This is a genomic window from Devosia sp., assembly GCF_028290645.1.
Lineage (GTDB): Bacteria > Pseudomonadota > Alphaproteobacteria > Rhizobiales > Devosiaceae > Devosia_A.
In genome coordinates this window covers 1-9,249 of record NZ_JAQGJL010000239.1, presented here as the reverse complement: position 1 = coordinate 9,249, position 9,249 = coordinate 1, and the positions used below count along the sequence as shown (strand labels likewise).

Here is a 9,249-nt window from a genome sequence, read left to right as displayed (position 1 = left end):
GCACGAACTCGATGCCGAGCAACCAGAAGAGCGTCGTGAGCCGGCCGCTGTCGAGCCAGTCGGCAAGCTCGGGACCGGGGACGCCCAGGCCGGTCTGCTTGACCACCTCGTCGATGATCAGCTTGGTGAGCAGCAGCACCAGCGGCGGCTGGACGGCGACGACGAGGCGGAGCGCGATCGACAGCGACATCAGCCACGGGCTGGTGCGCCACATCTGGGCGAACAGGCGCCCCAGATGCCGGAAGGTTTTGAGGCGCTCGCCCTTGTCGAAGGGGAGGGCATCGGGGATATCGGGGCCATTGAGCCCCCGTCCACCACCACCTCTGCCGCCGACACCACGCATGGGGCTTATTTAGGGGAGAGCGGGCGAGTTCTCAACCTGCGCTGAGGGTCAGGGAGCCGTCGCCTTGGCACTCGCATTCACCAACTCGACAAATGTGCGCCGCTGCTCATCATCGCGAAATGCTCGCGCCGGTATTAGCGCACCCCGCATTCCGTAAGTCAGGACAACACCTTCCGGTACGACCTTCGCCTCCCTGACGGCCTTCCAGTCCATCCAAACTGACGAGACCTCGTCGGCGAACGCGATGCCCTTCTCGTCAGCCACTACTGTAGTTGACAGAGGCGGCGCCAGCCTGTTGGCACGGTGAACAAAATATCCCAGGCACCATTTCCTTATGACTGCCGCCCACAAGTAGTATGCCGCCAACATAAGGATGACGATCGCAACCATATGGCTGCCTGGTAGCAAGCTTCCGATGTAGCCAGAAGCGAGCGCAGCGATCACACACGCTGCAGCGTAGTAAGGGACAAATGCCCACTTAACCAAGTGATCCAGTGGCTTGAGGTAGGCGCGCACCATGTAGCGCGTCGCTAGTGCGACCTCACTGTGATCCGGCAAAAACTGGACTGAAAATTTCTGCAACTAGGCACCAAAGCAATCGGGCACAGACATGCATCTGTGCCCGATCTTAGATCTGCCTGTAAAGCTGAGAACTACAGCGTCCGAACCACCTGCTCCACCCGGAAGCATTCGATGACGTCGCCGGCGCGGATGTCTTCGTAGTTTTCGAAGGCCATGCCGCATTCCTGGCCGACGGCGACTTCCTTTACTTCGTCCTTGAAGCGCTTGAGGGTCTTCAGCTTGCCTTCGTGGATCACGACGTTGTCGCGCAACAGGCGCACGCCGGCGCCGCGTTCGACGATGCCCTCGGTGACCTGGCAGCCGGCGACCTTGCCGACCTTGGTGATCTGGAAGACTTCCTTGATCGTGGCGTAGCCGATGAAGGTCTCGCGGCGCTCCGGCTTGAGGAGCCCCGACATCGCTGCCTTCACGTCATCCACGAGGTCGTAGATGATGTTGTAGTAGCGGATCTCGATGCCCTCGCGGGTGGCGAGTTCGGAGGCCTGCTTGTTGGCGCGGACGTTGAAGCCGATGATGATGGCGTTCGAAGCCGAGGCCAGCGTCACGTCGGATTCGGTGATGGCGCCGACGCCGCTCATCAGGATCTGGGCCGAGACTTCCTCGGTCGAGAGCTTGTTGAGCGAGGCGTTGATCGCTTCGACCGAGCCCTGCACGTCACCCTTGATGATCAGCGGGAACTTAGCGATGCCCGAGGCCTTGAGCTGATTCATCATCTGCTCGAGGCTGGTGGCGCCGCCGCCCGCCGTCTTCTCGCGGATCAGGCGCTGGCGGTATTCGGTGACTTCGCGGGCTCTCGCTTCGGTCTCGACGACCGAGAAGCGGTCGCCGGCCGAGGGGACGCCGGTAAAGCCCAGCACTTCCACAGGAGTGGAGGGGCCGGCCTCCTTCACCTGCTCGCCCTGGTCGTTGATCAGCGCACGAACGCGGGCGAACTCGGTGCCGGCCACGAGGATGTCGCCGATGGCAAGAGTGCCGCGTTGCACCAGCACGGTCGCCACCGCACCGCGGCCGCGATCGAGCTTGGCTTCGATGACGAGGCCTTCGGCGCGCCCGTCGCGGGCGACCTTCAGCTCGAGCACTTCGGCCTGCAGCAGGATCGTCTCGAGCAGCTTGTCGAGGCCGGCCTTGGTGACCGCCGAGACTTCCACGTCGAGCACGTCGCCGCCCATCGATTCTACGAACACTTCGTGCTGGAGCAGCTCGGTGCGGACGCGGGTCGGGTTGGCGCTGGGCTTATCCATCTTGTTGATGGCGACGATGATCGGAACCCCGGCCGCTTTCGCGTGCTTGATGGATTCGATCGTCTGCGGCATGACGCCGTCGTCGGCCGCCACCACCAGCACCGCGATATCGGTCGCCTGGGCGCCGCGGGCGCGCATGGCGGTGAACGCCTCGTGGCCCGGGGTGTCAAGGAAGGTGATCTTCTGGCCGTTCTTTTCGACCTGGTAGGCGCCGATATGCTGGGTGATGCCGCCGGCTTCGCCCGAGACCACGTTGGTCTCGCGGATGGCGTCGAGCAGGGAGGTCTTGCCGTGGTCGACGTGGCCCATGATGGTCACGACCGGCGCGCGGGTGGTCAGGTCCTCGGCCTTGTCGTCGGCCGGGATGTCATAGAGCCCCTCTTCCACGTCAGCGTCCGAGACGCGCTTGACGGTGTGGCCAAGCTCGGTGGCGATCAGTTCGGCGGTATCGCTGTCGATGACGTCGGTGATCTTCACCATCTGGCCCTGGGCCATCAGGATCTTGATGATATCGACGGCGCGTTCGGCCATGCGGTTGGCCAGTTCCTGGACGGTGATCGCCTCGGGAATGGTCACTTCACGGCTGAGCTTGGGCGCCACCTGCTGGTTGCGGCCCATCTTCTTGTCGCGCCGGCGGCGCATGGCGGCCAGCGACGGGCCCTTGTCGCGATCGGACTCGGAGCCGGCATTGGTGACGGTCAGGCGGGCCCGGGCGAAGGCCTCCTCGCCGGCGCGGCGGGTCGGCCGCTCCGGAGTGGTGACACGCGCCGCGGCGCCGCGGCGAGCGCTTTCGAGCTCGGCGGCATTGACGAGGCCCGAGGGACGGGCCGCGGTGATGGTGCGGGTCTTCCGGCCATCGGCTTCCGACGGCGGGGCCGGCGGCAGCTCGGCGACCGGGGTGACCGTACGGGCGCCGGGCGTGGCGGCGGCGCGGCGGGCCGGCGAAACCCGGGGCTCACGCGAGACGGTGGAGATTTCGGCCACGGCCTCGAGGGCACGCTCGCCCTCGGCGGCGAGTTGCTTGGCCTCCTCTGCACGCTGCGCTTCCTCGCGAAGGGCACGGCGACGCGCATCCTCTTCGTTGCGGCGAGCTTCCTCGGCGCGGGCGCGGGCTTCGTCCTCGGCCTGGCGGCCGGCGGCTTCACGCAGAGCGCGAGCCCGGGCATCGGCCTCGGTGGCGCTGAGCCCGGCACTGGGGCGCGGACCCTGCGAGCGCAGCGGCGGACGCGACTGGTTGTTGGTGTAGGGGCGGTTGCCCGATGGCGCGCCGGACGAGCCGGGACGGCCGCTGCCCTGGTTGGGAGCACCGCTCTGGGGCGGCCGCGGCGTATGCGGCGGCTGGTGCGGCGTATGCGGAGCGTGCGCGCCCGGGGTGCCGGGCGGCACGAAGCGCGTGCGCTTCTCGACGACCACGGTGTTCCGCGACGAGCGTGCCACATTGGGGCGTGCCCCCATGCTGGGCCCACCCTTCAAGGACAGCGTCTTCTTGCCGCCGGCACCAGAATCTTCGCGCTTGTCGTCGTTATCAGCCATGTATCTCGCGTCTTCCTTCACGAAACCTGCCCGAGAAAGCGCGGCTCCGCGCTCCCTGAACAAGTCCGATTGTAGGGCTCAGGGGGCGGCGTAGCGCTGCTGCGCCGCTCAAATAACCCGTCTAGTTGGCGATGTAACGGGCCAGCCTTTCAGCCCGTTGCACCGCCGCCTGGGCCGCGCCCCCCTTGATGAGCGCAGCATGTATCACATTTTCGATCCCGAGTGCCAAACCCATTTGGCCCGAATCGAGCAATTCGAAATGCGGAGTTAAGACGGTTGTAAAACCCGCCTCTTCCGCCGCCATCGTGTAGCCCTTGAGCGAACCCACGAGCTTGTTCCTGCCGTCCTCGGCCGCATCGGTGGCGGTGAGGAGCGCCTGCACCTCGCCCGCTTCGATCGCCGCCTTGACCTTGGTCGAGCCGGCCACCAGCTGCCCGGCCTTGCGGGCCAGGCTGAGGGCGCTCAAGAAGCGCTCCTCGAGCCGGCGCCGGGTGAGACCGGCAAGATCGTCGGGCACCCTCACCTCGGCCTTGAGGCTTTTGGCGAAGGCCTTCTTCTTTTGCGCCTCGGCCACCGACTTCTGGCCCAGGGTGACCCAGACGCCGCGACCGTCGGCCCTGCCGTCGGTATCGGGCACCACCTCGTCGTCGGGAGAGACGGCAAAGCGGATGAGGTCGGCGATGGGCTTCACCTCACGGGTCAGCGCACACAGCCTCTCGGTTTCTTCGCGACGCGGCACCGGTTTCCAGTCCGCCCGATTACGCGGGCGCCCCTTCCTCGAGCGGCGCCTCGTCGGCGACCGCCAGATCGGCTTCGGTGATCCAGCCGGCCTTGAGACGGGCCTGCAGGATCATTTCCTCCGCTTCCTCGCGGGAAACCGGGAAATCCTTGAAGGTGCCGTCGAACCGCTTGGTCTCGCCGTCCTTGCGCTCGGTCCAGCCAACGAGGTCGTCGGCGGCGCAGCCGGCGAAATCGTCGACGGTCTTGATCTCTTCCTTGCCCAGCGCGACGAGCATCGCCGCAGTCAGGCCCGGGATCTCATAGAGCTCGTCCTCGACGCCGAGCTTGATGCGCTCGTCGTCATTGGCCTTCTCGATGGCCGCAAGGTAGTCCGTGGCACGCTGCTGGATTTCGGCAGCAGTCTCTTCGTCGAAGCCCTGGATCGAGGCGATTTCGGACGCATCGATATAGGCGAGTTCCTCGACCGAGGAGAAGCCTTCGGAAGCCAATAGTTGGGCAACCATCTCGTCGACATCAAGGGCCTGCATGAACAAAGCAGAGCGCTCGGTGAATTCCTTCTGGCGGCGCTCGGACTCTTCCTGCTCGGTGAGGATGTCGATATCCCAGCCGATCAGCTGCGAAGCGAGGCGCACGTTCTGGCCACGGCGGCCGATGGCGAGCGAGAGCTGCTCGTCGGGCACCACGACTTCAATGCGCTCGGCCTGTTCGTCGAGGACGACCTTGGCCACATCAGCCGGCTGCAGGGCCGAGACGACGAGATCGGCGATCGATTCGGTCCACGGGATGATGTCGATCTTTTCGCCCTGAAGCTCAGCGACCACCGCCTGCACGCGGCTGCCGCGCATGCCGACGCAGGCGCCGACCGGATCGATCGAGCTGTCGGACGAGGTGACGGCGATCTTGGCGCGGCTGCCCGGATCGCGGGCGATCGAGCGGATGGTGATGATGCCGTCGTAGATCTCCGGCACTTCCTGCATGAACAGCTTGGCCATGAACTGCGGATGCGTGCGGGAAAGGAAAATCTGCGGCCCGCGCTGCTCGCGGCGGACGTCGTAGATATAGGCGCGGACGCGGTCGCCGTAGCGATAGAGCTCGCGCGGGATCAGCTCGTCGCGGCGGATGATGGCTTCGCCACGGCCGAGGTCGACGATGACGTTGCCGTATTCGACGCGCTTGACCGTGCCGTTGACGATCTCGCCGACGCGGTTGATGTACTCCTCGTACATGCGGTCGCGCTCGGCATCGCGCACCTTCTGGACGATCACTTGCTTTGCCGACTGCGCGGCGATGCGGCCGAACTCGATCGGCGGCAGCGGCTCGGTGAGGAAGTCGCCGAGCTTGGCCGCGTCGTTCTTCTGCCTGGCGTATTTGAGCTCGATCTGGCGGCCGGTCTCCTCGACCGTCTCGACCACTTCGAGCAGCCGCCACAGGCGCAGCTCGCCGGTCTTGGGATTGATCTCGGCGCGCACATTGGTCTCGGCGCCGTAGCGGGTCTTGGCCGCCTTCTCGATCGCGTCCTGCATGGACTCGATGACGATCATGCGATCGATCGACTTCTCGCGGGCGACGGCATCAGCGATCTGGAGCAGCTCCAGGCGGTTTGCGCTAACGGCCATTTAGTTGGTCTCCTCGGAGGTGGATTCTTCTTCGGGTTGGGAGTCGGCAATCTCGACGGTCTCGATCTCGTCATCGTCGTCGATCGGAAATTCTTCCTGGTCGACCCGCGCCATGTTCATCAGCGCATCGGTCATCACCAGCTTGGCTTCCGCCAACAGGTGCAGCGGCAGCTTGTGGTCGGGGTCGGTGCCCTTGGGGACATCCGGGAGCGTGATGGTCACGGTATCGGCGTCGACGGACTTGATGAGCCCGCGGAAGCGCTTGCGGCCGTCGAGCAGGTCGGACAGCTCGATCTTGGCCTCATGGCCGACATAGGTGGCGAAATCGCGGGCCCGGACCAGCGGGCGGTCGATGCCGGGGGACGAGACCTCGAGGTGATATTCGCGGTCGATCGGATCCTCGACATCGAGCACCGGCGACACGTCCTTGCTCAGCCGCTCGCAATCGGTGATGGCGAAGCGGCCATTGCCGTCCTCGGCCATGATCTGCAGCGTCAGGCCGTTCTCCTGCAGGATCTTGATCCTGACGAGGCTGTAGCCGAGATCGTTGGCGACCGGCTCGACGATGCGGGCGATCCGCTGCTCGAGGCCGGTTTCCTTGATGTAGCGCTTTTCTGTAAGATCGAAGCTCATGTGCCTTTGGATAACAAAAAGAGCGGGGGCCGGTTCGGCACCCCACTCTCGCTTTAAGCCAGAGATGTTGTTGGCGCTCATATAGCGCTGATGCCGGGTGGGCGCAAGGGCGGGGGTTGGGCTGGGTGCTGGTGACGACCGGAGCGCTGGTGGTTGTGGACCCCCACCCCTGTCCCCTCCCCCTAAGAATGGGGAGGGAGACCCTCCGAAACTACTCGGCGACCTGCGCACCGAGCAAGCTGATGTCGTCTCCCTCCCCATGTTTGGGGGGCGGGGACAGGGGTGGGGGTCCACAGCCACGGGCGGGAAGGTCGCCCGCTCCTCTATCCGGCCAAGCCCAGCCGTTCCCGCAGCGCCGCCGGCGTAACACTGCCCGGCTGCACGCCGGTGCCGATCATCTCCTGGGCGAGCGCGCAGAGGGCGGCGTTGAGGGGCGTGGGGACGCCGTGGAGGCGGCCGAGGAGGACGATCTCGCCGTTGAGATAGTCGGTCTCGATGCTGCCGGCGCGGCGCTTGAGGCTCTGGGTCGAGGAGCCGCCGGTGCGGGCGATGCCTTCGATCTTGACGATTTCGAGCACCCCGGCGCGGCGTGGCTCGTTGCTGCCGATATCCATCCACTCGGTGATGCCCGCGGCGCGGTAGGCGGCCTCGGCTTCCGCCCGTACGGCGGCCGAGACATCGGGGGCCCGGACGCCAGGGCCGAGCGCCGCTTCGATGACGTTGCCGAGGTTTTCCAGCAGCTTGCCGTGCTTGGAGCGGAGGATCTGCTCCATCGGGAAGGCGGCGAAATTGGCGTTGTCGAGGGCAGCGGCGATGGCGGCGACGTTGTCGTCGAGGCCGTGGGGGTAGCGGCCGAGATCGCAGATGCCGTGCCTGGGCGTGCCATAGCAGGCGACTTCGCCGGGAACGATGTAGTCGGCCGGGAGCAGCACGGTCATCGCGTAGGTGTTGGGGAAGAGGCGTAGCGCCAGCCGCTCGTTGTTGATGCCGTTCTGGGCGGAGACCACGGGCTGGTCGCGGACGCCGGCATCGCGCAGCGCCAGCACCGCCGCGGCGGTATCCTGCGATTTCATGGTGAGGAAGATGACGTCGTCGGGCTGAAACGCGATCTCGGCGGGAGACGCGACGACGGGAAACCTGATGCGATCGGCGGCTTGCGGCGTGCGGAAGAGGAGGCCGTCGCGCTTGAGCGCGTCGAGCATCCTGCCGCGGGCGATGCCGATGACGTCGTAGCCGGCCCGGGTAAGGGCGGCCGCGAAGGTGCCGCCGATGGCGCCGACGCCGTAGATGATGAACCGCATGAGCTGCCTCCGCGCTGCGGGTGAAGCTTGGAGGCTAAGGGCGCGCGAAGCAAGCCGGAGGAAAGGCGAATCCCGTGAAGGGCGCCAATGGTTTAGTCAGGCCTGCCGCGACTGGTTGCGGATTGTCGGGAAGCGCCCCGGTCGCGTTGTACGCATCGTTAACCGGCAATAGCTATCAGCCTTCGACCACCCCAACACGGATATCTACATCATGGAATATCGCCGTCTCGGCAAGTCTGGCCTCAAGGTCAGCGAATTCTCCTTTGGCGCCTGGGTGACCTTCGGCAAGCAGATCGGCGAGGACGCCGCCGCTTCGATCATGGGTTACGCCTACGACAACGGCATCAATTTCTTCGACAACGCCGAGGGCTACGAGCAGGGCAATGCCGAGATCGTCATGGGCGAGGCGCTGAAGTCGCTCAACTGGACGCGCGACAGCTATGCGGTGAGCTCGAAGGTGTTCTGGGGCGGCCAGAAGCCGACGCAGCGCGGGCTTTCCGCCAAGCACGTGACCGACGCGGCGCATGCGGCGCTGAAGCGGCTGCAGGTCGACTATCTCGACCTCTATTTCTGCCACCGGCCGGACCTCGATACGCCGATCGAGGAGACGGTGCGGGCGATGCACAACCTGATCGTGCAGGGGAAGGTCCTATACTGGGGCACATCGGAATGGACGGCGCAGCAGCTGACCGAAGCCTATTCGGCGGCGCGCGAGTATGGACTGACGCCGCCGACGATGGAGCAGCCGGAATACAACCTGTTCCGGCGCGAGAAGGTGGAGTCGGAGTTCCTGCCGCTCTACGACCTGTTCGGGCTCGGAACCACCATCTGGTCGCCGCTCGCCTCGGGGATCCTGACCGGCAAATACAATGACGGCGTGCCGGCGGACAGCCGGATGAACCTTCCCGGCTACGAGTGGCTGAAGGCGCGGCTCGAGAGCGAGGCGGGCAAGGCCCAGCTGGAGAAGGTGAAGAAGCTGGCGAGGCTTGCCGACGAGCTCGGGATGCCGATCCATCACCTGGCGCTGCTCTGGTGCAACGCCAACCCGCATGTCTCGACGGTGATCCTCGGGGCGTCCAAGCTCAGCCAGCTCAAGGACAACCTCAAGGCGCTGGAATCGAAGGTGAAGCTGACGCCGGAGGTGTTGGCCAGGATCGAGGAGATCATGGGGAACAAGCCGGCGGGCCCGCAGCGGTATTGAGCGGCGACGCATGAGTTCGAGGGGCGGGCCGGTGGTCCGCCCCTTTTGTTAGGCAGGG

7 protein-coding genes and 1 pseudogene are annotated in these 9,249 nt (G+C 65.6%); 1 reads left to right on the top strand and 7 read right to left on the bottom strand.

Features of this window, described 5'->3' with window-relative positions; translation table 11 throughout:
• The 7 genes and pseudogenes from JWQ89_RS13320 to JWQ89_RS13290 form a co-directional block, all read right to left on the bottom strand.
• Positions 1–343: pseudogene (locus tag JWQ89_RS13320) on the bottom strand (hypothetical protein); the annotation flags it as partial.
• 48 nt (positions 344–391) lie between these two features.
• Positions 392–925, bottom strand: coding sequence for a hypothetical protein (locus JWQ89_RS13315; protein ID WP_299641771.1), 534 nt, complete (start codon positions 923–925; stop codon positions 392–394).
• Positions 926–996: 71 nt separating this feature from the next.
• Positions 997–3,699, bottom strand: coding sequence for a translation initiation factor IF-2 (gene infB, locus JWQ89_RS13310; RefSeq protein ID WP_299641770.1), 2,703 nt, complete (start codon positions 3,697–3,699; stop codon positions 997–999).
• Positions 3,700–3,820: 121 nt separating this feature from the next.
• Positions 3,821–4,438 (bottom strand): RNA-binding protein, encoded by a 618-nt coding sequence (locus JWQ89_RS13305; RefSeq protein ID WP_299641769.1) that lies wholly within the window; start codon positions 4,436–4,438, stop codon positions 3,821–3,823.
• Positions 4,439–4,457: 19 nt separating this feature from the next.
• Positions 4,458–6,056: a transcription termination factor NusA gene (gene nusA / locus JWQ89_RS13300; RefSeq protein ID WP_299641768.1), complete on the bottom strand. Its 1,599-nt coding sequence runs from the start codon at positions 6,054–6,056 to the stop codon at positions 4,458–4,460.
• On the bottom strand, positions 6,057–6,689 hold the full coding sequence (gene rimP / locus JWQ89_RS13295) for a ribosome maturation factor RimP (protein ID WP_299641766.1): 633 nt from the start codon (positions 6,687–6,689) through the stop codon (positions 6,057–6,059).
• 323 nt (positions 6,690–7,012) lie between these two features.
• Positions 7,013–7,990, bottom strand: a complete 978-nt coding sequence (locus tag JWQ89_RS13290) for a 2-dehydropantoate 2-reductase N-terminal domain-containing protein (protein ID WP_299641764.1) — start codon at positions 7,988–7,990, stop codon at positions 7,013–7,015.
• A gap of 211 nt (positions 7,991–8,201) precedes the next feature.
• On the opposite strand from JWQ89_RS13290, the gene JWQ89_RS13285 reads away from it, so the two are divergent.
• The gene (locus JWQ89_RS13285; protein ID WP_299641763.1) at positions 8,202–9,191 is read left to right on the top strand and encodes an aldo/keto reductase; all 990 of its coding nucleotides are present in this window, start codon (positions 8,202–8,204) and stop codon (positions 9,189–9,191) included.
• Positions 9,192–9,249: the final 58 nt, after the last annotated feature.